Source organism: candidate division WOR-3 bacterium, from assembly GCA_039801085.1.
Lineage (GTDB): Bacteria > Hydrothermota > Tepidihabitantia > Tepidihabitantales > Tepidihabitantaceae > JAOABP01.
Genome location: JBDRTY010000001.1, coordinates 342,886 through 366,565, shown reverse-complemented (window position 1 = coordinate 366,565; position 23,680 = coordinate 342,886). Strand labels below are relative to the sequence as shown.

General features: G+C 55.1%; 20 protein-coding genes and 6 tRNA genes. 15 read left to right on the top strand and 11 right to left on the bottom strand.

What is annotated here, in order from left to right; genetic code table 11:
- Positions 1-3: 3 nt before the first annotated feature.
- Complete coding sequence (locus tag ABIK48_01700; GenBank protein ID MEO0020871.1) at positions 4-987, bottom strand: L-threonine 3-dehydrogenase; 984 nt, start codon at positions 985-987, stop codon at positions 4-6.
- A 133-nt stretch (positions 988-1,120) separates the two neighbouring features.
- Here ABIK48_01700 and ABIK48_01695 point away from each other — a divergent pair.
- The 5 genes from ABIK48_01695 (at position 1,121) to ABIK48_01675 (ending at position 4,335) form a co-directional block, all read left to right on the top strand.
- A tRNA-His gene (locus ABIK48_01695) sits at positions 1,121-1,195 on the top strand.
- A 10-nt stretch (positions 1,196-1,205) separates the two neighbouring features.
- A tRNA-Arg gene (locus ABIK48_01690) sits at positions 1,206-1,279 on the top strand.
- A gap of 20 nt (positions 1,280-1,299) precedes the next feature.
- Positions 1,300-1,373: transfer RNA gene (locus ABIK48_01685), tRNA-Lys, on the top strand.
- Between the two features lie 8 nt (positions 1,374-1,381).
- Positions 1,382-4,222: a S8 family serine peptidase gene (locus tag ABIK48_01680; protein MEO0020870.1), complete on the top strand. Its 2,841-nt coding sequence runs from the start codon at positions 1,382-1,384 to the stop codon at positions 4,220-4,222.
- 40 nt (positions 4,223-4,262) lie between these two features.
- Positions 4,263-4,335: transfer RNA gene (locus ABIK48_01675), tRNA-Asn, on the top strand.
- A 56-nt stretch (positions 4,336-4,391) separates the two neighbouring features.
- On the opposite strand, the gene ABIK48_01670 is transcribed toward ABIK48_01675, so the two are convergent.
- Positions 4,392-7,010 (bottom strand): kelch repeat-containing protein, encoded by a 2,619-nt coding sequence (locus ABIK48_01670; protein MEO0020869.1) that lies wholly within the window; start codon positions 7,008-7,010, stop codon positions 4,392-4,394.
- Between the two features lie 187 nt (positions 7,011-7,197).
- Here ABIK48_01670 and ABIK48_01665 point away from each other — a divergent pair, with 187 nt between their 5' ends.
- The 4 genes from ABIK48_01665 to ABIK48_01650 all read left to right on the top strand — a co-directional run bounded on the left by ABIK48_01665 (position 7,198) and on the right by ABIK48_01650 (position 12,750).
- Entirely contained in the window at positions 7,198-8,103 is a 906-nt protein-coding gene (locus ABIK48_01665; GenBank protein ID MEO0020868.1) for a YCF48-related protein, read from the top strand.
- A 71-nt stretch (positions 8,104-8,174) separates the two neighbouring features.
- Entirely contained in the window at positions 8,175-10,076 is a 1,902-nt protein-coding gene (acs, locus tag ABIK48_01660) for an acetate--CoA ligase (protein ID MEO0020867.1), read from the top strand.
- A gap of 74 nt (positions 10,077-10,150) precedes the next feature.
- Positions 10,151-11,377 carry an OFA family MFS transporter gene (locus ABIK48_01655; GenBank protein MEO0020866.1) on the top strand — a complete coding sequence of 409 codons (1,227 nt, stop codon included), beginning with the start codon at positions 10,151-10,153 and terminating at the stop codon, positions 11,375-11,377.
- 20 nt (positions 11,378-11,397) lie between these two features.
- Entirely contained in the window at positions 11,398-12,750 is a 1,353-nt protein-coding gene (locus ABIK48_01650) for an NADP-dependent malic enzyme (GenBank protein ID MEO0020865.1), read from the top strand.
- 30 nt (positions 12,751-12,780) lie between these two features.
- On the opposite strand, the gene guaB is transcribed toward ABIK48_01650, so the two are convergent.
- The 3 genes from guaB to ABIK48_01635 form a co-directional block, all read right to left on the bottom strand.
- Entirely contained in the window at positions 12,781-14,232 is a 1,452-nt protein-coding gene (gene guaB, locus ABIK48_01645) for an IMP dehydrogenase (GenBank protein ID MEO0020864.1), read from the bottom strand.
- Positions 14,233-14,241: 9 nt separating this feature from the next.
- Entirely contained in the window at positions 14,242-14,943 is a 702-nt protein-coding gene (locus tag ABIK48_01640; GenBank protein ID MEO0020863.1) for a tetratricopeptide repeat protein, read from the bottom strand.
- Positions 14,944-14,995: 52 nt separating this feature from the next.
- Positions 14,996-15,069, bottom strand: a tRNA-Arg gene (locus tag ABIK48_01635).
- Between the two features lie 95 nt (positions 15,070-15,164).
- On the opposite strand from ABIK48_01635, the gene ABIK48_01630 reads away from it, so the two are divergent.
- Genes ABIK48_01630 through ABIK48_01615 form a run of 4 tightly spaced genes read left to right on the top strand, consistent with a single transcriptional unit; the run spans position 15,165 to position 19,528 of the window.
- The gene (locus ABIK48_01630; protein ID MEO0020862.1) at positions 15,165-16,004 is read left to right on the top strand and encodes a deoxyribonuclease IV; all 840 of its coding nucleotides are present in this window, start codon (positions 15,165-15,167) and stop codon (positions 16,002-16,004) included.
- Positions 16,001-17,383, top strand: coding sequence for an MBL fold metallo-hydrolase (locus ABIK48_01625; GenBank protein ID MEO0020861.1), 1,383 nt, complete (start codon positions 16,001-16,003; stop codon positions 17,381-17,383). Before ABIK48_01630 ends, ABIK48_01625 begins: the two co-directional genes overlap by 4 nt.
- Positions 17,373-18,050 carry an Ig-like domain-containing protein gene (locus ABIK48_01620; GenBank protein MEO0020860.1) on the top strand — a complete coding sequence of 226 codons (678 nt, stop codon included), beginning with the start codon at positions 17,373-17,375 and terminating at the stop codon, positions 18,048-18,050. The genes ABIK48_01625 and ABIK48_01620 overlap by 11 nt, the downstream gene beginning before the upstream one ends.
- Positions 18,047-19,528 (top strand): S8 family peptidase, encoded by a 1,482-nt coding sequence (locus ABIK48_01615; protein ID MEO0020859.1) that lies wholly within the window; start codon positions 18,047-18,049, stop codon positions 19,526-19,528. Before ABIK48_01620 ends, ABIK48_01615 begins: the two co-directional genes overlap by 4 nt.
- On the opposite strand, the gene queD is transcribed toward ABIK48_01615, so the two are convergent.
- The 3 genes from queD to ABIK48_01600 are packed head-to-tail and all read right to left on the bottom strand — an operon-like array spanning position 19,525 to position 21,906.
- The gene (gene queD / locus ABIK48_01610; protein ID MEO0020858.1) at positions 19,525-19,866 is read right to left on the bottom strand and encodes a 6-carboxytetrahydropterin synthase QueD; all 342 of its coding nucleotides are present in this window, start codon (positions 19,864-19,866) and stop codon (positions 19,525-19,527) included. The genes ABIK48_01615 and queD overlap by 4 nt on opposite strands.
- Positions 19,844-20,959 (bottom strand): acyl-CoA dehydratase activase-related protein, encoded by a 1,116-nt coding sequence (locus ABIK48_01605; protein MEO0020857.1) that lies wholly within the window; start codon positions 20,957-20,959, stop codon positions 19,844-19,846. The genes queD and ABIK48_01605 overlap by 23 nt, the downstream gene beginning before the upstream one ends.
- Positions 20,956-21,906: an acyl-CoA dehydratase activase-related protein gene (locus ABIK48_01600; GenBank protein MEO0020856.1), complete on the bottom strand. Its 951-nt coding sequence runs from the start codon at positions 21,904-21,906 to the stop codon at positions 20,956-20,958. The genes ABIK48_01605 and ABIK48_01600 overlap by 4 nt, the downstream gene beginning before the upstream one ends.
- A gap of 74 nt (positions 21,907-21,980) precedes the next feature.
- Between ABIK48_01600 and ABIK48_01595 the strand changes: the two genes are divergently transcribed.
- Together ABIK48_01595 and ABIK48_01590 are read left to right on the top strand one after the other, a co-directional pair.
- Complete coding sequence (locus tag ABIK48_01595) at positions 21,981-22,409, top strand: hypothetical protein (protein MEO0020855.1); 429 nt, start codon at positions 21,981-21,983, stop codon at positions 22,407-22,409.
- Between the two features lie 68 nt (positions 22,410-22,477).
- A tRNA-Pro gene (locus ABIK48_01590) sits at positions 22,478-22,552 on the top strand.
- Positions 22,553-22,583: 31 nt separating this feature from the next.
- On the opposite strand, the gene rplT is transcribed toward ABIK48_01590, so the two are convergent.
- The 3 genes from rplT to infC are packed head-to-tail and all read right to left on the bottom strand — an operon-like array spanning position 22,584 to position 23,678.
- Positions 22,584-22,943 (bottom strand): 50S ribosomal protein L20, encoded by a 360-nt coding sequence (gene rplT / locus ABIK48_01585; protein ID MEO0020854.1) that lies wholly within the window; start codon positions 22,941-22,943, stop codon positions 22,584-22,586.
- Between the two features lie 13 nt (positions 22,944-22,956).
- Complete coding sequence (rpmI, locus tag ABIK48_01580) at positions 22,957-23,154, bottom strand: 50S ribosomal protein L35 (GenBank protein MEO0020853.1); 198 nt, start codon at positions 23,152-23,154, stop codon at positions 22,957-22,959.
- Complete coding sequence (infC, locus tag ABIK48_01575) at positions 23,151-23,678, bottom strand: translation initiation factor IF-3 (GenBank protein ID MEO0020852.1); 528 nt, start codon at positions 23,676-23,678, stop codon at positions 23,151-23,153. Before infC ends, rpmI begins: the two co-directional genes overlap by 4 nt.
- Positions 23,679-23,680 lie beyond the last annotated feature (2 nt).

Sequence of the window (23,680 nt, the reverse complement as noted above, 5' to 3'; positions counted from 1 at the left end):
GAGCTATGCCCCTTCCGGGGGCCAGCCCAGTTTCCCCTCCTTATGCCTTCTGCCCAGCACCTCAAGCATGTCCTTAACCATTGCCGGCAGGTCATAATCCGGTTTCCAGCCCCACTCCTCCCGGGCAGCCGAATCGTCAATCGACTCGGGCCAGGAGTCGGCGATCTGCTGACGGAAATCGGGTTCGTAGGTGACTTCAAAATCCGGGATGTGCTTTCTGATCTCGGCAGCAAGCTCACCCGCCGAGAAGCTCATGGCGGTGACATTGAAGTCGCAGTGGTGCTTGAGCTTTTCCAGCGGTGCCTCAGCAAGCATGATTGTTGACTTGATGCAGTCAGGCATGTACATCATCGGCAACCGGGTATCTTCCCGGAGGAAACACTTGTAGCGCCGGAATTTGATTGCGGCGTAGAAGATCTCAACTGCATAATCGGTGGTACCGCCACCCGGCAGGGTGACATTGGAGATGATGCCCGGATAGCGCAGTCCGCGCACATCCAGACCGAAACGCCGGAAGTAGTAATCACCCAGCAGTTCACCCGCTACCTTGGTGATTCCATACATTGTTCTCGGCTTGAGAATCGTCTCGTTCGGGGTATTCTGGCGCGGGGTCTCAGGTCCGAAGACCGCAATTGAGCTGGGCACAATCACCCGCGCCATATTGTGTTCGCGTGCCACCTCGAGCACATTGTAGAGCCCGTTGATATTCACATCCCAGGCGAGCTGGGGGTTCTTTTCGCCGGCAGCGGACAGAATCGCCGCCAGGTGAAAGATGGTGTCAATGTTGTGCTTTCTCACCACCTCCTCAATCGTCTCCCGCTTTGCTACATCGATAAAGTAGAATGGCCCGGACTCCAGGAGCTCCCTGCTCGGCTGGGTCTTTCTGCCGGTGGCGATCACATTCTCCGCTCCGTAGCGCTGACGGAGCGCCAGCGTCAGCTCGGAGCCGATCTGACCGACTGCGCCGGTCACCAGTATCTTCCTCATTGGCCTGGTCTGACTCATCAACTTACTCCTTTCTTTGATTTTCCCGCCGAAGATATTACCATCGAATTCCCGCAATGCAAGAGTGGACAAACGGTCGGGAAATTGCTATACTGAAGAAAAATTGAGTCGCACGGTGAGTGTAGCTCAATTCGGTTAGAGCACCTGACTGTGGCTCAGGATGTTGGGGGTTCGAGTCCCCTCACTCACCCTGAATGCATGCGTCCGTAGCTCAACTGGATAGAGCGCCGGGCTTCGAACCCGTAGGCTGCGCGTTCGAGTCGCGCCGGGCGCAGATGAAAAATGGTAATTTGTGCCCCGCTAGCTCAACCTGGCAGAGCAACGGATTCTTAATCCGTGGGTTGCAGGTTCAATTCCTGCGCGGGGTATATAATTAATGCATCTTTTCCTGCTGCTTTTCCTTCCGGCGACAGTTGAACTGGTGCGCATTCCGGTGAAATCCGCACCGCCGGAAATCTCCCCCAGCCGGGTCTGGGTTTTTTTCACGGACAAGGGAATATTCAATCAGTCCCAGTATCAGCAGGCGCTTGCTGACCTCTACCGGACCGCATCCCTGTCCCAGCTCCAGCGCCGGGCACGGGAACCGGTTGCCGGCTTTGACTTTGATGACCTGCCGGTCCGGCAGGATTACATTCGGGAAATTGAGGCGCTGGGCGCCCGGCTGCGCACCGTGTCCCGCTGGCTGAATGCTGCCAGCTTTGAAATGCCACCGGAGCTGGTATCGAGAATTTACCAGCTTCCCTATGTTTATGATATCCGTCCTGTTGCCCGGAAAACTGAAACCGCCTTTGACCTGACCGTCCCGCTTACCCAGCCGGAATCACATCGCAACTACCGGTCCCTTGACACCGCTGATGCCCACCGGTTCTACGGTGCTGCCTGGGATCAGGCGCAGATGCTGGGAGTGCCGAAACTTTTTTATCAGGGATGGTTCGGCACCGGTGTGAAACTGGCGCTCTTTGACACCGGGCTGAAGCTCAAGAACCAGGCGGTCCGGCGGCTGCGGATCTGGCGGCAGTATGACTTTCTGTCCGGTGACAATTTTTATATCCGGCATGCAGGAGCAGAAGCTGAAGTTATACCCCGACTGCGCTACCTTGGTCTGGTCAAGGACCCGGCACTGGGCGACAACGGCAGTCTCACCCTGCTTGCCTTTGTTGCTGACAGTTTCAATTACACCTACGGTCTGCCCGCACGGGCGGTCTTCTTCACATTTTCTGCTGACCGGGGAGAAAACTGGAGCCAGCCGCAGCCGGTGGCAGTTTCCCGGCCTTATTACTACACTTATGAAAATCTGCAGCTGGACTGCCGGGATTCGGTATTTTATCTGGCGTTTAATGAGGTTGATCTGCATCCCGGTGCTGCGCCCACCTGTTATCTCGGTTATTTCATTAATGACCGCTGGCAGAACCGGCAGACACTCGGCACAGGCAGGCATCCAAGTTTGGCAATTTACGCCGACACCCTTTATGCCGCCTGGCTGAAAAGCGATTCCGTAATCTCCCTTCGCAAGGCGCTCATTACCACTCCTGCCCCAAACTGGCTGCTCTATACCGAAATCACCCATGACCAGCCGCTCACCGAGCCCCAGCTCAGCGCCGGACCTGAGGGCAGAATCAACCTCCTTGTCCGGGAGAAAAATACCGGCCGGGTCCGGCAGTTTTATTCCACTGATGGCGGTGTCAGCTTCAATCCCGATGGAGAACTGATTGCCGGCAGTGCCGGACACATCAGACTGTTTACCATAAAAAATCACGATTCTCTGCGCCTCCTTGTTTATCAGGATCAAAGCAACCCGGTCCGGACAAAATTGAATCTGCTCCGCTCAACGGACTTCGGCGCCACCTGGTCCTCTCCGCTGACCATTGACTCCGCCAGCTCCTTCGGGGATTATACCCTGAGCCACACCAGCAATGGTCTGACCCTTGTTTACGAATCCGGCGGTATGCTCTATCAGCGGACAACTCCGGACTTGGGAATGAGCTGGCGTGATACAGAACCGGTTGATACGCTCGGTTTCTGCTATTCCCCAGTGGCTGCCCCGGACAACAGTTCCATCCTCTGGTTCCGCCGGGGTGATGAAATCGCGGTCTGGGAAGATTCGGACACACTGAAGTTCTCCTATGACCAGCCCAATCACGGCACCAGAATGGCTTCACTGATCGCCGGTTATCAGCCCTATTCCATGATGGGCATCGCACCCGGAGTCGACCTGATTGTCGCCAAAACCGAATATTACAAGACTTCCGGCAACCGGGGATATGAATATAACATGGAGGAGGATACCTATATTCAGGCGCTGGAGTGGGCGGAAAAGTGCGGTGCGGATATTGTTTCCACATCGCTCGGCTATCGGGGCTGGTACCGGGACGAGCATTTTGACGGCAGAACCGCACCGATCTCAATTGCCTGCGAGCTGGCAGCACGCCGCGGGCTGGTAATCGTCACCGCGATGGGCAACCGTGACACAACCGAATATCCCTGGCCCCGGCCGTATATCACCGCACCTGGCGATGCCGAAGGCGTCATCACCTGCGGTGGGGTTGAGAAGAACCTTACCCCCTGGCGCGGAACCGGTACCGGACCGACCGCTGACGGCAGAATCAAACCCGATCTGGTAGCGCTGGCAGATACCGTTGCGGTTGCGGCACCGGATTCGGAAAACTTCCTTGAAGGCAGCGTCGGTACCTCCTGTGCCACCGCCCTGATCGCCGGCTGCTGTGCCCTGCTCAAGGAGGCACACCCCGAATGGAATGCGGAATCAATCCGGGTGGCGCTTTACACAACCGCCAGCCGGGCAGTGAAAAGCTGCACCTTCGGTTATGGGGTGCCCCGTGTTGACTCCGCGTTCAGCAGATTCCCGCCATCACCCAGGACACAGCCCAGCCCGCAGGACCGGATCGCACTCATTTACCCCAACCCGTTTGTTACCGGGGAAAACCTGAAGGTTTACTTTGCCCTTAATCTCAGCCGGGTCACTCCGGACGCCCGGATCACCATCTACACTACCAGCGGTGTCAGGGTAAAAACGGTTCAGCTCAACACCGCCAGAATGCCGACTCCGGGACGATACTTTGCTTCTGAAGAACTGGAAGGAATTAATGCCTGCTGGGACGGGTTGAATGAGTCCGGGAAACCTGCCGGCTCCGGAATCTATCTGGCGGTGCTGGAAACCACATTTGGACGGTCAATCGCCAGATTTGCTCTTGTGCGCTGAACTTGATTTGTATTTTTCTCTTTGATATATTTTATCAGATTCCAGCGTAGCTCAATGGGTAGAGCATCCGGCTGTTAACCGGAGGGTCGCAGGTTCGAGCCCTGCCGCTGGAGTAAAAACAGAAGGGGCTGCCGAAAGGCAGCCCCTTCGCTCTTATCCGGGGAAGCGGTTACTGCAGAAGCAACGCCTTGGCGGAAACCGAGTTGCCGTTGATGGTCAGCCGGTAGAAGTAGGTCCCGGCAGCAACCCGCCTGCCCGCCGCATCCCGGCGGTCCCAGGTCACCGTCTGATTTCCTGCAGCTACCGTGCCGTCAACCAGCGTGCGCACCAGTGAGCCGGTCGCATCATATACACTCAGATTGACATTGCTGCGCGCCGGCAAGCTGTAACTGATCCGGCAGAAATCACGGACCAGCGTCGGCCTGACGCTCTCAATCCCTTCCCAGTTGACAGTCGGCTTGCCTTCCTCAACGCCGGTCAGGGCAATAACACCCTTCTGGACATTGGGCAGAATTCCAGGAGATGTGTTATAACCGCCTGCCACCCAGATGAAGTTACCTGAGATTGAACCGCCGTGCGAACGGGTTGCGGTCAACAGCGCCCGGTCCTGAGTCCAGGTGTGGCTGTTGACATCATACCGCCAGCAGGTATTAACAATCGTGCCCGCCCGATAGCCGCCGAACACATAGATAAAGGTTCCGCCAGAATAGGAGTAGGTAACCGCCCTGCCCCAGCCCAGCCGGTCCGGCATGGAATCAGTTGCCACGGTCCAGGTATTGCCGAGTACCGAGTACTTCCACACCGTCCCGCGGGTTGATGTGTAATCATTGGTTGACATACCGCCAATCACATAGATGGTATCACCAACCCGGGCAACCATGGGATTGCGCCGCGCTTCAGGCATATTCGCCATTGCGGTCCAGGCATTAGTGTTCGGGTCATACCGGTAACAGTTGTTGATCGGTCCGCCGGTACCATCCGGTGAACCGCCGAAGCAGTAAACCCAGCCGGAGTCCGCATACTCGCCAAACGCGTAGTAAAGCAGATTGGACTGCGGCATCGCGGTTGCAGAAGTCCAGGTATTGGCACCAAGATCCAGTTTCGTAAGGTTGTTGTAGAAACCCGAGCCGGAACTGCCGCCACCAACCCAGATTACATCATTGATCCGCACTGCATCGTGATTGTGAACACCCACACCACCGCCAGCGGGATGAGTCAGTCCGGTTGACCAGGTATGAGTTACGGTATCATAAATCATATCCGAAGGATGTGATGTATGAACAAAGCAGTTACCGCAGATGACATGCAGCCTGCCCTGAGCATCATTAACACAGGCGGTCCGGCTTACCCGGTCAGGCTGGATGGTATCGCTCTGATACCAGTCGATTGAATACTGCATCACCTGAGTTGTCCCGCGCAGGGTATCGTTAGCCCGCGATTCATCGCCGGGGAGGTCGGTAAACATGGTAACATTGTAGGTTCCACCTACCGCCCGCCACTGAGGTGAAAAGTCCACATCCGCGGTCGCACCAGGTGCCAGCGGTCCGGCATAGGTAGCACTCTGCTCGTAGACTCTTGTTCCGGCCGAATCAATCCAGCAGTAAACTGGAATGTTGGACTGGGCATTGGTGCCGAAGTTCTTGATTTTCGCTCTCGGTGTCACATTACCCGGCACAATCACACTCCCGGGCGCCACAATCTGAATCACACCCACATCATTTGCATTACCGGTTGCCAGCACCTCATACTGACAGGTATCCGTCGGTGTAAACCCGCCGATCGAACCGCCATAAACCACCGCCTTGCCGTCAGCATTGCCAACACCCGTGCCGCGGTAAACCGGCAGGAGGACATCAGGTGTGACCGTCCAAGTCCGGGTTCCGAAATCAAAATACTGGCAGGTGTCCATCAGCGCAACCATCTCCCGCACACCTGAGGCGACAAACATCGTCTGCCCAACGACACCGCTTGCGGCTGCCCAGGTGGCAATCGGGAGTTGCGGGAATATGGAATTGTTTACTGTCCAAGTATTGGAAACCGGGTCATAAAATTCAGAATGGGTAATTGCCACATTGTCAACGTTTCCGCCGGTAACCCAGATGGTATCATGATAGACACAGCCCATGGCAAACACCCGTCCCTGATTCATATCCGCAACCCGGGACCAGCCACTGCCCGGTGTATAACAGTAGACCTCACGGGTCGGACTGGTAGCTCCGGGCTGATTGCAACCGCTGATGTAATACAGCTTGCCCCCACAGGCAAGCACCAGCGGCTGCCAGTTATAGGTTGTGCCTGTAAATGGTCCGGGTCCGCTCGTCCAGGTATTGGTGCTGATGCAGTATTTGAACATCGTATCAACGGTAGCACCAACAGTGTAAGAATACCCGCTGCAGTAATAAAGTGTATCACCGATGATGGCAGCCCCACCATTACAGATATCCATTGGACAGGGTGCCAGCGTCTGCCAGGTGGTTGACCCGACCTGATGGCGGTAGAGTGCGTTGCTTGTGCCGTATCCAGCAAGCACATACACATAGTTGCCGTCAGTTGCACAGGTATTGTCCATCATTCTGCCCGGCATCTCGCTGTGGTAAAGCCAGGCATCGGTTGGAAGCTGGGTCTTCACCGTTCCCCAGACATAATCATTTGACCCATAAGTGCCGTAATACAGTTTTACCTTCTGCGGTTCACCTTGACTCACATCGCTCGTGGTCACCTCCGGACCGGCAGCCAGTGCCAGTGCCAGCACGCTGACCAGAGCCAGTATCGCGACCTTGTGTTTCATTAACTCCTCCTCGGTCTTTATTAGCTCTTTCCTAACTACTTGGGACTTTCCCGCCGACCGCATTGCGGGACGGTCCTTATGCTGTCGCAGTTAAAACTTAACCCTGCCCTGCCCAAAGTCAAGTTATATCTTCAGCATGCCAATTACAAGTTATTGACAAAAAATCAGGTTTTTATATTGTATATCCATGCCGAACCGGATTAATTCGGTCTTTACGCTGGAGGATACGATGATTGCCTTTGCCGCCGGCGATAACGGTCTGCTGCTGAAAACGGTTGACGGTGGCGCCACCTGGGTCCGGCTCACTGTCCCGACTACGGTCAATCTCTACAGTGTCTGCTTCCCGGGGCAGGCGATGATTGGCTATGCCTGTGGTGATAGAGGAACGCTCCTGAAAACCGAAGATGAAGGTAGAAACTGGAAACAGCTTCCTGCCCCTGTAACGGTTGACCTGCGTTCCATCAAATTTCCCGTCTCGCCGGAAGTCGGATTCGTAGCCGGCGACCGCGGGACTGTGCTTCGAACCGCAGATTATGGGAGAACCTGGGAAAAACTGCCGACTGCCACTGAGGAAAAAATCATGGACATCCACTTTCCGGCAGACGAGCTGACCGGCTATGCGGTGGGGCTTAACGGCACAATCCTGAAAACCACCACCGGCGGTTCAGTCTGGTTTTCCCAGACCGGCAATGTAAATGGACTGGTTACCAATACGCACTTTACCGCAGTTCACTTTCCGGCAGACGATGTAGTCGGATTTGCCACTACCAATTCCGGCAGAGTGTTTTTCACCCCTAACGGTGGTGAAATCTGGCGTCCACTGCCAATTGATTTCGTGCTACCACCACTTTATTCGCTGGACATGCGTCATGACACCATGGCGGGCTTCTGTGTCGGTGCCCAGGGCACAGTAATTCATACCCTTGATGGTGGCGAAACCTGGGAGAGGATTAACAGCGGGACCACCAGGGACCTGTTTACCATCCGCTTCTTTACCGATGGTCTGGTTGGAATCATCGGTGGCGACGAACTGACTCTCCTGCTCAGCCGGGACTCCGGCTACAACTGGGCACCGGTTACAGTTCAATTTTGAAATTCTTGACATCAATCCGGCTGCCAATATACTGAAAACTCCGGACAATTTTATAAAAAGGAGGAAACAACATGGCAGAAGAGCCGAAATTCTACGAACCGCCGCAGGAGTTGGTGGCAAACTCCAATATTATGGCGTTTATGAAGAAACACGGTATCAAGACACTGGACGAACTGCTGAAACGTGCCCAGGATCTCGAGTGGTACTGGGGAGAAATGGCGAAGGAGCTGGAATGGTTCAAACCATGGACCAGAGTGCTGGATGAATCAAAAGCCCCGTTTTACAAATGGTTTGTCGACGGAAAATTCAACATCGCCCACAACTGCGTCGACCGGCATATGAAAACTGATGTAAAAAATAAAATTGCCTACATCTATCATTCTGAGCCGGGCGAGCGGGAACTCTGGACCTATGAAAAACTTTATAAGGAAGTTAACAAACTCGCCAATGCGCTTAAAAAACTGGGGATTAAGAAGGGCGACCGCGTAACAATCTTTCTACCAATGATACCGCAACTGCCGGTGGCGATGCTCGCCTGTGCCAAGATCGGCGCAATCCATTCGGTGGTCTTCTCCGGCTTTTCTGCCGCCTCACTCCGGGACCGGATTCAGGATGCTGAAGCAAAAATTCTCATTACCGCTGATGGTGCCTATCGCCGGGGCAAACTGGTTACCCTGAAAGCCAATGCCGATCCAGCGCTGGCAGAATGCCCGTCAATTGAACACTGTATCGTATTCAAGCGCGCGGGCAATCCGGTAGAAATGAAACCGGGGCGCGACCTCTGGTGGCACGAACTGACCGCTGACGAACCTGAAGAATGTCCCACTGAGCAGTTAGATTCCGAAGATATGCTTTACATCCTCTACACTTCGGGCACAACCGGCAAGCCCAAGGGCGTTGTCCATGTCCACGGTGGTTATGCGGTCGGTACCTATACTACGCTGAAATTTGTCTTTGACATCAAACCCCAGGACATCTACTGGTGCGCTGCTGATATCGGCTGGGTCACGGGTCATTCCTATATCGTCTATGCTCCACTGATGCTGGGCGCAACCTCCATCCTCTATGAAGGTGCACCGGACTACCCTGCCCCGGACCGGTGGTGGTCAATCATCGAACAGGAAAAGGTAACCATTCTCTATACCTCTCCTACCGCCATCCGGATGTTCATGCGTTTTGGTGAAGAGTATCCAGCGAAGCACAACCTGTCATCCCTGCGTCTGCTCGGTTCGGTCGGTGAACCGATCAACCCCGAAGCCTGGCGCTGGTACCGTAAGCACATCGGCGGCGACCGGCTTCAAATCATGGATACCTGGTGGCAAACCGAGACCGGCTCGTTTGTAATCTCGCCCCTGCCGATCACGCCACTAAAACCCGGGTCCGCCACGAAACCGCTCCCCGGCTTCTCCGCTGATGTTGTATCTCAGGAAGGCAACCCGATCAAACCCGGCGAAAACGGATTTGCGGTAATCACCCGCCCCTGGCCCTCGATGCTGCGGACTCTCTACAAGGATCCGGACCGTTATATTCAGGCATACTGGTCCCGGTATCCGGGCAAGTATCTCACCGGTGATTCCTGCACCCGGGACGAGGACGGTTACTTCTGGTTCCGCGGGCGCGCTGATGAGGTGCTCAATGTTGCCGGACACCGGCTGGGAACTGCAGAAATCGAATCCGCACTGGTTGCCCATCCAGCGGTTGCCGAGGCTGCGGTCATCGGCATTCCGGATGAGGTAAAGGGTGATGTACCCAAAGCCTATGTTACTCTCAAAGTCGGCTATCAGCCGTCAGACGCGCTGGCTGATGAACTCAAGAAATGGGTCGCTCAGGAAATCGGACCGATCGCCCGGCCCGAATCAATTGAATTCCGGGACAAACTGCCCAAGACCCGCTCGGGCAAAATCATGCGCCGGCTGCTGAAAGCTGAAGCTCTGGGCAAACCGGTCGGCGACATCTCGACCTTAGATGAGTAAAATACCACGGGCAGGAGCGTCTTGCTTGTCCGGCGCTCCTGCCCGGGTCCGCAAATATCAAGGGAGGTTGCGCAATGACTGATAAAAGAACCTTCAACCGCTGGCTGATTGTTGTTGGAGCACTGCTGATTCAGCTGTGCTTGGGTGCAATTTATGCCTGGAGCGTATTCCGCAAACCTCTTGAGTCCGCACTGAACATCGGCTCAACTCAGGCATCGCTGCCCTTCTCCTTTGTTCTGATTTTCTTTGCACTGGCAACCGTTGTCGGAGGCAGACTGCAGGATCGGTTTGGTCCTCGCATCGTTGCCATCATTGGGGGTATCCTGCTTGCTCTGGGTATGATTCTTGCCAGTTTCGCTTCGAGCATCGTCATGCTCGTTATCGCCTATGGCATCATTTCCGGAATCGGCATCGGCTTTGCCTATGTCTGTCCGATCTCTGCCGGTGTCAAATGGTTTCCGGACAAGCGGGGACTGATTACCGGACTGGCGGTAGCCGGTTTTGGCGCAGGAGCACTGATCGTCGGACCGCTCGCCCGGGCGATGATTGACGCAATCGGCCCGTTTGCCACCTTCCGGTATCTCGGTGTGGTGTATTTGATCCTGATCCTCATCGGTGCCCTTATCCTGCGCAACCCGCCTGCCGGTTACAAGCCTACGGGCTGGAATCCACCCCAGCCGGCTGCCGGTACCCCCGTGCGCACCGATTATACTGCCGGGCAGATGCTTGCTACCATTCAGTTCTGGCTCATCTGGCTCACTTATTTTGCCGGCTGTGCTGCCGGTCTGATGATTATCGGCCAGACCTCCCCCATCGCACAGGAACTGGGCGGATTCAGCAAGGAGACCGCGGCGCTCGGTGTCAGCGTGCTGGCAATCTTTAACGCCCTGGGCAGAATCTTCTGGGGCAGAATCTCCGACAGTCTGGGCAGGACCCGGGCACTCTTCCTGATGTTTCTCATCAACGCCATTGCCATTCTCGGTTATTTTCTGATCCCCTCCCTGCCCTTCATTTTCTGGATCGGCATTGCCCTGGTCGGTTCCAGCTTCGGCGGCTATCTGGCAATTTACCCGGCGGTGACCGCCGATTTTTATGGAACAAAGAATTCGGGGATTAACTACGGGCTGGTGTTCACCGCCTATGGTGTTGGTGGACTGTTATCCAACATTTTTGCACCCCGGATCAAGGAAATTACCGGCAACTACAATGTCGCCTTCCTCATTACCGCCCTGCTCTGTATTGCTGCCGGTATTGTAATAATTACGGTTAAATCACCAACCGCAAAGGCAAAAACGGTTTAGTTTTAAAAAAGGAGTCAAAAATGAAAAAACTTACCCCGGCTGAAATTGAACAGCTGATTACCAAGGCAAAAAAGCCGGCAGAAGATGCCTTGAAACTTCATCCCTTTTATCGGGGAAAATACCAGATTGCTCCCAAGTGCTGTATTCGGGACTTTAATGACTTTGCAATCTGGTATACACCGGGTGTTGCTGCACCCTGCAAGGAAATCCAGAGAGATGTAAACCTTTCCTTTGTCCATACCAACCGGGCAAACACCATCTGCGTGCTCACCGACGGCACCCGCGTACTTGGACTGGGGGACATCGGTCCCGAAGCCTCCATGCCGGTAATGGAAGGCAAGGCACTGCTCTTCAAGTACCTCGGTGGAGTTGATGCGGTTCCAATTGCCCTCCGTACCAAGGACCCGGATGAGTTCATCCGGACTGCCAAACTGCTGGAACCATCCTTTGGCGGATTCAACCTCGAGGATATCGCCCAGCCGAAATGCTTCCGGATCCTTGACACCCTGCGCGCCGAACTTGATGTTCCAGTCTGGCACGATGACCAGCAGGGGACGGCAGCGGTAACCTATGCCGGTCTGGTTAATGCCTTAAAGATCGTCGGCAAGGACATCAAAAAAGTCAAGGTGGCGATGCTCGGTGCCGGCGCATCCAATATCGCAATCGCCCGGGTTATCATCAAAGGCGGAGTTACTCCGGGTAATATCATCATGTGCGACTCCAAGGGCACCCTGCATAAAGGAAGAACCGAACTGCAGGAAGAATTCAAGGAAAAGTGGCATATGTGTCAGATTACCAATGATGAAAATGTCCGTGGTACAATTGCTGATGCGATGAAAGGCGCCGATGTCCTGATTGCCCTTTCCACACCAGGACCGGGTGTGGTCAAACCGGAGTGGATCAAAGCAATGGCAAAGGACGCAATCGTCTTTGTCTGCGCCAATCCGATTCCCGAAATCTGGCCCTGGGAGGCGATTGAAGCTGGTGCCCGGGTCGTTGCCACGGGCAGAAGCGACTTCCCCAATCAGGTGAATAATTCGCTGGGCTTCCCTGGGATCTTCCGCGGTGCGCTCGATGTCAACGCCCGAACAATTACCGACGAGATGTGCATTGCAGCAGCACTCGAACTGGCAAAGGTCGCCGAAGACCGCGGTTTAAGAGAAGATTATCTCATCCCGACGATGGATGACTGGGAGGTATTTCCACGCGAGGCGGTGGCGGTCGGTATGAAGGCGATCGAGCAGGGAGTTGCCCGGGTCACGATGACCCGCGAGGAACTGATGAAAACCGCCACCGCAAAGATAAAGCAGGCGCGGGAACTTACCCAGTGGATGATGAAGGAAGGGTTTATACCAAAGGCACCGGTGACATAAAATAATCAGTCCCAACCTGCGCAGGCTGAATTATTCCTGCTCCGGCGCCTCGTAGTTGGGTGCCTCTTTGATGATGGTGATGCTGTGCGGATGGCTCTCCCGCAAGCCGGCGTTGGTAATCTTGACAAACCTTGCCTTGCGCTGCAGTTCCTTGACCGTCCGGCAACCACAGAAGCCCATCGCCGCCCGCAGACCACCTTCCAGCTGAAAGAGCACATCCTTGACACTGCCGCGATAGGGCACTCTGCCCACGATCCCCTGCGGTACCAGTTCTGCACCGCTCTCCTGAAAGTACCGGTCCCAGGAGCCTTTTTTCATTGCATCAATTGAACCCATTCCCCGGTATACCTTGTAGCGTCTGCCCTCAAGGAGAACATCCTCACCCGGGCTCTCATCAGTGCCGGCAAGGAGATTCCCCATCATCACCGTATCTGCACCGGCTGCCAGTGCCTTGGCGATATCACCGGAAAATCTGATTCCACCGTCAGCAATGAGCGGAACCTTATACTGCCGGCATACCCGGGCACATTCCATGATTGCGGAAAGCTGAGGCACACCAACGCCGGCAACCACCCGGGTCGTGCAGATCGATCCCGGCCCGATACCAACCTTGACCGCTCCGACTCCCGCCTGAATCAGCGCCCGTGCTCCTTCTGCAGTCGCCACATTTCCTGCCACCAGCTCCACCTGCGGAAACATCTTTCTGATCGCCCGTGCTGTCTCAAGCACCCGACTTGAGTGGCCATGGGCAGTATCAATAACGATCGCATCTACCTCTGCGGCAACAAGCGCCCTCGTTCGTTCCAGCGCCTCCTTGCCCACTCCGACTGCTGCTGCTACCCGGAGCCGGCGCTTGCTGTCAACGGTGGCAAAGGGATGTTCTACCCGCTTCAGAATATCCTTGGTGGTAATCAATCCCTTGAGCCGTCCCTGCTCATCAACGATCGGCAATTTTTCCAGGCGGTGCTGACGGAGAATCTCCCGTGCTTTCTTCAGACTCGTGCCGACCGGAGCGGTAATCAGATTGGTGCTGGTCATTACTTTCTCCACCGCTGTTGTACTGTCATCTTCAAACAGTAGATCGCGCCGGGTGATTATACCAACAAGCCGCCCCTTGTTATCCACCACCGGCAAACCGGAAATGCCATGCCGGTTAAAAAGTTCCCGCACCTCAGCGATTGTCCGGTCGGGTGTTATCGCCAGGGGATCGGAAATCATCGAGCTTTCCGCCCGTTTGACCTTTGCCACCTCCTGCGCCTGTTCATCAATAGTCATATTCTTGTGAATAACACCGATCCCGCCCGCCCGTGCCATCGCAATCGCCATTCTCCCCTCAGTCACGGTATCCATTGCGGCACTCACCAGCGGCAGATGCAGTCTGATTTTTCTGGTAAAAAATGTTTCTGTAATGACCTCTGCCGGCAGAACCTGCGAATACTGGGGAACTAAAAGGACATCATCAAATGTCAGCGCTTCCTTCATCATCTTATTTTATAACCGGTTCTTGAGTGCCCGGATGTAACCGAGCTGAACCCTGACATCCTCTGCCTTCATTGCTGCCGGCTTGTCTTTTTCCAGATAGTCACTGTACAGCTTTTCCGCCTCATCAAGCTTATTAGCAAGCCGGAAACAGCGCCCGGCTGCCAGCACCGCCTCATGTGCCAGCGGCAGCTCCTTATATTTACGGTAGACTGACTCATAAAGCCTGGCTGCCTGCAGATAATTTCCTGCCTGCTCCTCACAGGCGGCAATTCCGTACTGGGCGGCCGGGGTCAACAGCAGATCATTTTTTGCCTTTTTCAAAAAAATTCCGAACTCCCGCTTTGCCTCCGCCAGTCGCGGCTCCTGAGACCCGAAATAGAGTGTGCCCAGATAGAAATGGGCTTTGATGCCGGCATAATCACGGGGAAATTTTGCTGTCAGCTCCTTGAGTGCCATCTCCGCGTAATCATACTTGCCCTGATAGAGATTGGAAAGGGCATCCATCAGCCTCAGCTCTGCTTCGGCACTCCGAACCGGTTTCGGCCGGTTTTGAATCAGGAGAATGACACCAGCAATCACCAGAATTCCGACCGCAACTCCGATCCAGAACCGGCGCGGATTCTCATAATAAAACTCCGCCGCCTTTTCGACGAACTCCTGGAATTTATCCTCTTTCAACTCATCCTTGCTGACCCGATGCTTGATTCTCACCTTTTCTCCCGGTTTTTATTTTCTGTAAAACTTCTGTTTCATCATACACCTCTACCCCTGGCCCGACTCGAACGGGCGACCTGCGGTTTAGGAAACCGCTGCTCTATCCTGCTGAGCTACAGGGGTGCATAGTGGATTATAGACCGCATTTCACAAGTGTCAAGCAAACCTAACCCGTGAATATCATTGACTTAAACCGTCAGCAGGGTAGCATCATAAAAATGCGCTTCGGGTTTCACATCTCGATCGCCGGCGGTTTCGCCAATGTCAGGGCACGGGCTGAGGAGTTGAATTGTGATACCGTCCAGCTCTTTACCCGTTCTCCCCGGGGCTGGAGTGCCTCACCCCTGAAAGAAGAAGATGTCGCAAGATTCCGCGAGGAAATCAGGAAATCGGAAATAAGCCCTGTCTTCGCCCATGCCCCATATCTCCCCAATCTTGCTGCTACTGATCCGGAGTTGAAAAAACGATCAATCACGACAATTGCTGATGACCTGAAAAGGTGCGAAACCCTTGGTATTGATTTTCTGGTCGTTCATGTCGGCAAGGCAATGGGAACGGAGGAAAAATCCGCACTGCAGCGGGTGGCTGAAAACATCAACCGGATTTTCCGACTTGTCCCGAACCGGGTAAAGCTCCTGCTGGAAAACACCGCCGGCATGGGCTCGGAAATCGGTTACCGGTTTGAACAGATTGCTGAGATCATCGAGCAGGTTGAAGACCGGGACCGGCTCGGGGTTACCCTTGACACCGCCCATTCGTTTGAAGCGGGTTATGACTGGCGTACCCGCCCGGCAATTGACGAAACTCTGCGGCAGTTTGACCGGGCAATCGGCTTCAGCCGGCTTTACCTGATTCACCTCAATGATTCCAAAACACCATTCGGTTCTCGAGTTGACCGCCACTGGCACATCGGCAAAGGTGAAATCGGTCTTGCCGGATTCAGCGAAATCGTTAACCATCCGCTGCTCAGAAAACTGCCCGGCATCATGGAAACCCCCCGTACCAGCATCAAGGACGATCTGGAAAACATGCGCACCGTGCGGAGCCTCGTCAGATGAAAATTCAGTTCTGGGGCGGAGTCGGCACGGTCACCGGGTCACAGCACATTCTGAAATCCGGCGGCAAATCACTGCTTCTGGAATGCGGGCTGTTTCAGGGACACCGGCAGGAGGCGGAAGAAATTAACCGCCATCTGCCTTTTGACGCCCGTCAGATTGACTACTGTTGCATCAGTCATGCCCATATCGACCATATCGGCAACCTGCCCAACCTGATCAAAAACGGCTACCGGGGAAAGGTACTGATGACCAAACCCTCGGTGGCACTCAGCCGGCTTCTGCTGCTGGATGCCGCCAAAATCCAGGAAGGTGACATCAAATATCTGAACAAAAAACGCCGGGAACGCGGCGAACCGCCCAAGGAACCGATCTATACCACCGCCGATGCTGAACATGCCCTGACCCGCCTCCAGGGAATCAGCTATGCCCGCAGGGAGAAACTCGGACCATTTACCGTTCATTTCCACGATGCCGGTCATATTCTCGGCTCATCACTTATTGACATTGAGGTAGAAAACCAGCGGATACTCTTTACCGGCGACCTGGGCCGCAAAAAGATGCCCATCATCCGTGACCCGGTCCAGGTAACTGAAGCGGATATTCTGATCATGGAGGCAACCTATGGTGACCGGCTCCATGGCGACTATCGTGATGTCCGCAACCGGCTTGCCGCCATCATCAACCGGACGGTAGAACGCGGGGGAAGAATTATCATCCCCGCGTTTGCGGTTGAACGGGCACAGGAAATTGTCTACAATCTGAAACTGCTCCGTCAGGAGTCCGCAATTCCGGACCTTCCGGTTTTTGTTGACTCACCGCTTGCCAGTCAGGTGACGGAAGTCTACCGCAACAGTACTGCCTATTTTGACACTGAAACCCAGACTCTTGTTAATGGCGAATATGACGGACCTTTTGATTTCCCGGGGTTGCGTTATATAGAAGATGTCAATGAATCAAAAAAACTGAATCAGCTCCATGAACCCTGTATCATTATCTCCCCTTCGGGTATGTGTGAAGCCGGCCGGGTACTGCATCATTTAAAACACTCTATCACCGATCCGAAAAATCTGATTCTCATCGTCTCCTTTCAGGCGCAGCACACCCTGGGCCGGCGCCTCGTGGAGCATCAGCCGGTGGTAAAGATCTTCGGCGAGGAATTTCCGGTGCGGGCAGAAATTGAAGTCATGAACGAATTCAGCGCCCATGCCGACCGCAACGCCCTGCTTGAATATGTTAAAAATATGAACCTCCGGCGCCTCCGCCGGATATTTATCGTCCATGCCGAACCTCAGGCAGCGCAGGCAATTATAGAACCGCTGCATCAGCTCGGTATTCCGGAAATCACCATCCCGGAAAAGGGCGCTGAATATGAAATTTAAACCCTGGATACTGCTGATACTGCTGCTCACCGGCTGTGATCTGCTGTTTAAACTGCTGGACACAACTCCGCCCAGCTGTCACATCCTATCCCCTCCTGATTCCGCCATAGTCAGCGGAACGGTACCGGTGCAGGTCGAGGCATATGACTCTAACGGTGTTACCGCCATCGATTTTTATGCTGACGGCATTATGATCGCCAGTGAAAGTTCGGCTGCCGCAACTTTTGAATGGAATACCAGTGCGCTCGAACCCGGCTCCTGGCATAAAATTTACTGCATTGCTGCCGACCTCGCTGGCAACCGGGGCACAAGCGATACGGTAAATCTTCAGATCGCCGCCATTGGCCAGCAGAGCATCTTCCACGGCAAAATCACCCTCAACCACAACTACTATCGCTGGATTGAGTTCAGTGCCGATTCCGGCAGAAAGGTTCTGGGGGACGCCCGGGCAGTTTCGGGCACGATCAGCCGCTTCTCCCTGCTTGATCCGGTGAACTTTGAGCTGTTCCGTCAGGGACGCTCCTATGTCCCGCTTTACGAGCAGCAGAATGCTCCTGAAGTGAACCTCAATTATCAGTTTGCCAGCAGTGGCACCTGGTATCTGGTATTCCTCAATACCTCCGGCACGGTTCGGACCTACTGGGCACGCTTTACGCTGGAAAGATGATCAACCTGCTGTTACTGCTGTTTACCTTAATCCCCCGTCCCGATTGTCCGCCGATTACCACCGATGACATCCTCCGACTCTCGATAATCCGGGAACAACTCACTGCCACTGCTACCATTACCCCCGATCTCCCGGCCGGCACCGAAATCCGGGACCGGCTCGTCATCGGCTTTTATCCCGAAGCCTTAACTTCCATCATCAGGCAGATTCAGGAACTTGGCGCCCGGATGCTGCTGATTGACACGAACGCCCGTTTTCTGGTGATTACCATTGATTCCTCTCAAGGCCGACTTGTGCAGCCGGCACTTAGCCAGTTCCGCGGCATCCGGTATGTGGAACCTGATTATCCTGCCCGCATCCTGAATATACCCAATGATCCCCAGTTTCTGCTGCGCCAGTGGGACAAATGGATCATGTATGCCGACCTTGCCTGGGATGTGGTCACCGGTGGAACACTTAAGGTAGCGGTTGTTGACAATGGCGTAGATTATACCCATCCCGACCTTGCCGCCAACTTCCGCACCGGTGAGCTGGGTTACGATTTTCTCAATAATGATAACGATCCGAAACCGGACAATCCGGGCATCGAAAACGCCTTTCACGGCACCCATGTTGCTGGCATCATTGCTGCCGTCCGGGACAATCTCATCGGTGTTGCTGGCTGGGCGCAGATTCAGCTCCTGGCGGTCCGGGTACTAAACGACTCGGGCAGTGGCAATCTGAGTGATGTTGCCCGGGGCATCCGCTGGGCGGTTGATAATGGTGCCCGGATCATAAATATGAGTCTCGGGGGTGATGCTGCCTCAACCGTGCTCATCGAAGCCTGCCAGTATGCGGCAAGCCGGGGCGTCCTCCTGATTGCCGCATCAGGAAATGACGGCAGATCAACCATCACCTATCCTGCCCGGCTCAGTGAATGCGTTGCCGTCGGCGCTACCAACGAGAACTCCGAACTTGCCTGGTTCTCCAATTACGGTCCGGAACAGGAACTGGTGGCACCTGGCACCAGTATCTTCTCAACAACCTTGGGAGGCTCCTACGCCGAAGCCAGTGGCACCTCAATGGCAGCGCCCGAAGTCAGTGGCGTTGCCGCTCTGCTCCTTGCCCTTGACCCGGGATTAAGTGCAAACGATGTCCGGTCAATCCTTGCCGCCAGTGCCATTGACATGGGCAGTGCCGGCAGAGACAGCCGTTTCGGCTACGGACTGGTGAATGCCTGGCGGGCGGTTCAACTGACACAGACATTGATTCGGCAGACAGCCCGGACAAAATCGGTTTATCCTGAAAAACCTGCTTGGCTGCTTACCGGTCATCGCTTTCCGCTCACCCCCCCCGCTTCAGTGCGGGTTTACAATTCTGCCGGCATGCTCATATTCACCACCGCTGCCCCGGTAAGTGAAATCATATTCACCAGAGCCGGAACTTACATAGTTGAACTCAACCGCCACCAGCGCCAAAAACTGCTCATCCTCGACTAATCCGGCTCGTACTCAGCCCAGCATTCATCATTTTCCCAGACCCGTACCCGCACCACCGGAAACCGGCTCTGCAACTGTTCATAAAAATAGCGGGCAAGGTTTTCCGCGGTCGGATTGAAGTCGAAAACTTCATTCAGCAGTTTATGGTCCGGCAGAATAAGCGCCACCGCTTCTTTCAGTTCATTAAAATCCACCACCATCCCGGGCGGATTCAACCTTTCAGAACCGACTACTACCTCCACACGGTAATTATGACCATGAAGCTGCTCACACTTGCCACCCTGGTCAACAATCCGATGGGCGGCGCTGAACGATTTACTGACCCGCACCAGATACATATCCGGCACCTCCTTTCCCTGAAATTTTACGGCGCTCCAGGAGCGAAATGAACGCCTCAACCCGGGTAAGGAATCCGGCCTCGGCGGTATGCTCATCCACCGAAATGGACAGAAACGGAATATCATAATCCCGGCTGGCTGCTGTCAGTGCCGGCTGAACCACCGTGCTCGGCATGCAGGCAAACGGATGGACATGAATCACCCCGTCATAACCGGCGCGGGCAGCCATAATCAGATGCCCGACCGAATTGGCATCCTCACCACCGACACAGTATCGCCAGTAACTCTTTGCCAGCCGCTGTGCCCTGCGCACCTCCCCTTTCCGCAGCCGGAACCCGTGAAAACCGAGCCAGCGCGGACCGGTGAGAAACGGCTCAACCCAGACCCCCATCTCCCCGAGCCGGTTGATTAAGTCAAAATTGACAAACGGCTCAATCGTGCAGTAACTTTCGCCAATCAGTTTCACCCGCAGAACCGAACCCCTCCCATTTCTTCTGACCCGGGCAAAACGGGTTGCCAGCCGGTCCCGAATCTGCTTAAGCTCCCGGACCTTATCTGCCGTCGCAATCTCGGCAATAACCGTTTTCAGCAGCCGGCGGCACTCCTGCCTGTTTTCCGCCTGGGGCAGCACCTGCCGGCTCAATTCATAAGCCCTCTCCAGCGTTGTCGCCTTGAACCAGCCCAGCCGGAACGCCTGCCATGCCCGTCCTGTTGCCCGGAGCAGACTGTTGTCACTCAACTGGAGTATCTCCTGCACAATCTCTTTCATCCGGTCCCGACGCAGCTCCAGCAGCCGGAACCGGTAGCCCAGCTCCCGGCAGATATCCGCCTGCAGTCTGCCGTAATAACCAAACCGGCAGGACCAGGAACCGCTGACATATGCCAGCGTATCTGCCCCCAGCTCCAGTGCCTGCAGGATATTACCCAGCGTCACCTTAAATGGCAGACAGATCGTCTCCGGTGCCAGCTGGGCACCCCGGGCAACTGTTTCCCGGTTCGGCTCCGGTGGCACCACCACCTCTGCCCCCAGCTTGCGCAAAATCGGCTCCAGCACCAGCCGGATATCACCCATATACGGAAAGGCAACCCTCATCTTCGCGCCTTAATCAGCTCCCCAAACGCCTCCAGCCTGGTGCGCAGACCGGTTTCACCACTGTGCTCATCAAAAAGCAGCGTCAGCATCGGCAGACCGGCTCGGACCGCCACCTCGCGCCGGATCAGCTCATTCACCACCGGTGCGGTACCGCAGGCAAAACTGGAAACCAGCAGCAACCCGTCAACCTGCTCATCCCGGACAATCTTCCGTGCCCCCGCGATCAGCTCCAGTTCATAATACCAGTTCAACGCCCTTCCCCTGCCCGCCTCCTGAATCAGCTCCTCCTCCCCGACTTCAGGAATCACCGGCACAGCCTCCAGTTCCGCAATCATCCTGAGCAGCCCAAGACTGATATGCTCATCATAAACCAGATACGGATGACCGATAACGCCAATTTTTCCCCTGCCCGCCTCCCGCATTAAACTCAACCGCTCCGGCGGAAAGCAATCTGCCGGGCTGGCACCCTGTCCCCGCAATTTTCCTGCCTCAGCCATTTTTGCCTGCTGGAAGGCGCGGTGAGCACGCTGCCGGTCCATACCGAGTGCCTTTGCACACCGGACAAAACCATCCTCATCGCGCTGAGTCTGCTGATCAATCACCAGCTCCAGAATGCGTCCCTTTTGCTGTGGAAAAATCGCCCGCACCAGATCCGGCAGGGCAATCGCCTTCGGACAGCCGAAATAAAAATCTCCCCTCAACTGCCGGCAGACCAGCCGCGGCACAAACACATACTCCGCCTGCTCGAGCAGCCGGGCAACCTGCCCCAGAAAAACCTTCACCGGCAGACACAGCTCGGCTGGCGCCAGCTTCACCCCCTGCTCCACCGTCTGCCGGTCGGTCCTGCCGCTGAGCATCACCTCCCATCCCAGCGCCTCAAAAAACGCCCGCCAGAAAGTAAAATGGTGATAACTGTGCAGACTCCGGGCAATCCCGACACTGGGCACACCCTGATTATAAAACCGGCTATCTGCCGGTCAAATCGGGTTGACAGACCCCAACTCAACCCTAAACTTTGAATATGCGCACCTGCAAAATCCTGCTAATGCTCATACCCGCATTAACGGTTTACTGTCCCCGCCAGTCCCGGATTATCAGACTTTCCTCATCAAACCCGCCACCGGTCATTACCGGCTATTACCCTCATTACCATCAGCCCCTGCCCCCGGACCATCCGCTCCAGCCCCAGATCTCGGTACTGCGTCACGACATTGAAGCAAATGAAAATCTCCTGCGCCAGCTCGTGCGCCAGCGCTATGATGTCAAATCGCCGCTTGAATTCCGCTTCTCCTATGCGGGACTGGACTCGGCTAACCGCCGGCTGATCATCCGCTATTTTGCTCCTGATGCCCAGCCGCATGAGCTCGCCGGCTGGCAGGTTCAGTTTATCTGCCGCCTGCCCAAACTCACGCTGGATTCAATTTATGTCTGGGCAGTACCGCTGGAGTAGACTCAGGAAATACCGGGCACAGCGACCAAAACTTGACTTGGACCCGGTTCTTTTCTAAAATGATGACACGGGGCGTGGCGCAGTTGGTTTAGCGCACCAGCTTGGGGTGCTGGGGGTCGCCCGTTCAAATCGGGTCGCCCCGACTTTTTATTTTACGGCGACTGAATCCGGGTATTAACTGGCGAGGTTCTGCTTTGCCAGCTCTACCAGCCGGGCAAAATCCTCCGGCGCCTGAATCGCAACCTCTGAAAGGACACTGCGATCCAGCGTGACGCCGGCTTTCTTCAATCCGTTGATAAACCGGCTGTAACTCAGCTCATACGGCTCCAGCGCCGCATTAATCCGGGTAATCATCAGCGAACGGAAAACCCGCTTCTTCTGCTTGCGGTCCCGGTAGGCGCTGATCAGCCCGTGCATCACCTGCAGCCGGGCGCTCTTGTAAAGCCGGGACTTCCCACCCCAGTAACCCTTTGCCTGCTTAAGCCACTTCTTCCGCCGTTTCCTTGTTGCCGGTCCGGTCTTGACTCGTGCCATTCGACACTCCTTTTCAGTAGGGCATAAGCCGTTTTAACGCCTTAACCTTCGTCTCATCTGCCACTGCCGGACGATGGAGCAACCGCTTCTGCCGGCTGGTCTTGGCGCTGTTATTATGACTGGTCCCGCTGTGGGCATGGACAAACTTCCCGGTTGCGGTCTTTTTCACCCGCTTCTTCAACGAACTCAGTGTTTTCAATTTCATCTTCATTTTGGCACCAGCATTAACTGAATAGATTTCTTTCCTTCATCAAAAAGTCTTACCTGTCCTTCCACCTTGGCAACATCTGCCAGGTCCTGCTTGATCCGTTCAATCAGCTGCATCGCCAGATCAGTATGCAGCACCTCCCGTCCTCTCAGCCAGAGCACGAGCTTGATCCGGTCCTTATCTGCCAGAAACTCGCGCATCTTCTTCAGCTTCACCTCATAGTCGTGCTTGTCAATCTTCATCTTCATCCGTATCTGCCGCACCTGGGTCTGATGCTGCTTCTTCTTCGACTCCCGCTGTCGAGCCTTCTGCTCATACAGGTACCGTCCCAGGTCCATGATCCCGCAGACCGGTGGCTCCTCATTCGGCGCCAGCATCACCAGATCCAGATTCTGCCGCCGGGCTAAGGCAATCGCCTCCCGTGTCGGCAGGATACCGATCGGCCGCTTATCCACCCCGATCACCCGGACATACGGCACTCTGATCTGCTCATTTGCCCTGGGCCGGTCCTTAAGTCCCTCCCTCACCA

Bases quoted from the DNA above. Each gene is read 5' to 3' on its own strand.
- ABIK48_01700 (MEO0020871.1), bottom strand. From the start codon at position 987: ATGAGGAAGATACTGGTGACCGGCGCAGTCGGTCAGATCGGCTCCGAG.
- ABIK48_01680 (MEO0020870.1), top strand. From the start codon at position 1,382: ATGCATCTTTTCCTGCTGCTTTTCCTTCCGGCGACAGTTGAACTGGTG.
- ABIK48_01670 (MEO0020869.1), bottom strand. From the start codon at position 7,010: ATGAAACACAAGGTCGCGATACTGGCTCTGGTCAGCGTGCTGGCACTG.
- ABIK48_01665 (MEO0020868.1), top strand. From the start codon at position 7,198: ATGCCGAACCGGATTAATTCGGTCTTTACGCTGGAGGATACGATGATT.
- acs (MEO0020867.1), top strand. From the start codon at position 8,175: ATGGCAGAAGAGCCGAAATTCTACGAACCGCCGCAGGAGTTGGTGGCA.
- ABIK48_01655 (MEO0020866.1), top strand. From the start codon at position 10,151: ATGACTGATAAAAGAACCTTCAACCGCTGGCTGATTGTTGTTGGAGCA.
- ABIK48_01650 (MEO0020865.1), top strand. From the start codon at position 11,398: ATGAAAAAACTTACCCCGGCTGAAATTGAACAGCTGATTACCAAGGCA.
- guaB (MEO0020864.1), bottom strand. From the start codon at position 14,232: ATGAAGGAAGCGCTGACATTTGATGATGTCCTTTTAGTTCCCCAGTAT.
- ABIK48_01630 (MEO0020862.1), top strand. From the start codon at position 15,165: ATGCGCTTCGGGTTTCACATCTCGATCGCCGGCGGTTTCGCCAATGTC.
- ABIK48_01625 (MEO0020861.1), top strand. From the start codon at position 16,001: ATGAAAATTCAGTTCTGGGGCGGAGTCGGCACGGTCACCGGGTCACAG.
- ABIK48_01620 (MEO0020860.1), top strand. From the start codon at position 17,373: ATGAAATTTAAACCCTGGATACTGCTGATACTGCTGCTCACCGGCTGT.
- ABIK48_01615 (MEO0020859.1), top strand. From the start codon at position 18,047: ATGATCAACCTGCTGTTACTGCTGTTTACCTTAATCCCCCGTCCCGAT.
- queD (MEO0020858.1), bottom strand. From the start codon at position 19,866: ATGTATCTGGTGCGGGTCAGTAAATCGTTCAGCGCCGCCCATCGGATT.
- ABIK48_01605 (MEO0020857.1), bottom strand. From the start codon at position 20,959: ATGAGGGTTGCCTTTCCGTATATGGGTGATATCCGGCTGGTGCTGGAG.
- ABIK48_01595 (MEO0020855.1), top strand. From the start codon at position 21,981: ATGCGCACCTGCAAAATCCTGCTAATGCTCATACCCGCATTAACGGTT.
- rplT (MEO0020854.1), bottom strand. From the start codon at position 22,943: ATGGCACGAGTCAAGACCGGACCGGCAACAAGGAAACGGCGGAAGAAG.
- rpmI (MEO0020853.1), bottom strand. From the start codon at position 23,154: ATGAAGATGAAATTGAAAACACTGAGTTCGTTGAAGAAGCGGGTGAAA.